The sequence below is a fragment of the Acinetobacter sp. YH16038 genome (assembly GCF_013417275.1).
Taxonomy (GTDB): domain Bacteria; phylum Pseudomonadota; class Gammaproteobacteria; order Pseudomonadales; family Moraxellaceae; genus Acinetobacter.
Genome location: NZ_VPEG01000162.1, coordinates 1 through 1283 on the forward strand (window position 1 = coordinate 1; position 1283 = coordinate 1283).

At 38.2% G+C, this 1283-nt stretch carries 1 protein-coding gene; it reads right to left on the bottom strand.

The window, feature by feature from the left end:
- Positions 1-62 precede the first annotated feature (62 nt).
- Positions 63-1195, bottom strand: a protein-coding gene (locus FTV34_RS17545) for an IS3-like element ISAba14 family transposase (protein WP_223155595.1) whose coding sequence is annotated in 2 segments (ribosomal slippage) — positions 63-943 and positions 943-1195 — 1134 coding nt in all. Because the reading frame shifts where the segments join, the coding sequence is not laid out codon by codon here.
- Positions 1196-1283: the final 88 nt, after the last annotated feature.

Sequence of the window (1283 nt, forward strand, 5' to 3'; positions counted from 1 at the left end):
TAGAGGTGGTCCCACTTGTTTGAACAACTAAAAGCGTATTTATAAGTGATATTCCGCTCTAGTTAAGCCACCTTGTTTTGTTGGGGTAGCTGATCATAGTAAAACTCATTTGGTGTCATTTTGTCTAGACTCGAATGAGGTCGTTTCAAATTATAAAACTCAAAATATGCACTTAATTGCTTTTTCGCATCTGTGACACTGCTATAAGCTTTGAGATACACCTCTTCATATTTAACGCTCCGCCATAATCGTTCAACCATCACATTATCTACCCATCGACCTTTACCATCCATACTGATTTGAATGCCATTTGATTTCAATACATCAATAAATGCATCACTGGTAAACTGGCTGCCTTGGTCTGTATTAAATATTTCAGGTCGACCATATTTTTCAATCGCTTCATTTAAAGCCGAAATACAAAAATCCACCTCCATACTAATCGATACCCTATGCGCAAGTACCTTGCGGCTATGCCAATCAATCACAGCACATAAATAAACAAAGCCTTTTGCCATAGGGATATACGTTATATCCGTAGACCACACTTGATTACTGCGCTGAATAGCCAACCCTTTGAGCAGATATGGATATTTACGGTGAGCTTGATTAGCCTGGCTTAAATTTGGTTTGCAATATAACGCCTGAATACCCATTTTCTTCATTAAAGTACGTGTATGACGTCGTCCTATATGATGTCCTTGACGATTCAACAAATCACGCATCATACGACTGCCTGCAAAAGGATATTGCATATGTAATTCATCAATACATCGCATCAGCTTCAGATCTGATGCACTCACAGGTTTTGGGCGATAGTAATAACAACCACGGGAGACTTTCAGCAGCTTAGCTTGCTTAGATACTGAAATCTGAAGTGAGTCGTCGATTAACTTTTGTGGTTGAAGCGGCCCAGTTTCTTCAACACACCTTCTAAAAAATCAATTTCTAATGCCTGCTCACCGATTTTTGCATGTAGTTTTTTTAGATCGATGGGTGGTTCTGTTGGAGCTTTTGATTGATCGAAAGCTTGCGAGGAAGCTGAGATCAATTGATTTTTCCAGTCAATAATTTGGTTTTGATGAACATCAAACTCAGCACTCAATTCAGCAAGTGTTTTTTCTGCTTTAATCGCAGCAAGTGCTACCTTAGCTTTAAAATCATTTGAATGATTTCTTCTTGGTCTACGTGCCATAAAATACTCCATATATTGATGTTTATAACATCATTTGAGGAGCAGAATATCACTTATAGGAGTTGTTCAAATTTACGGATCCATCTCT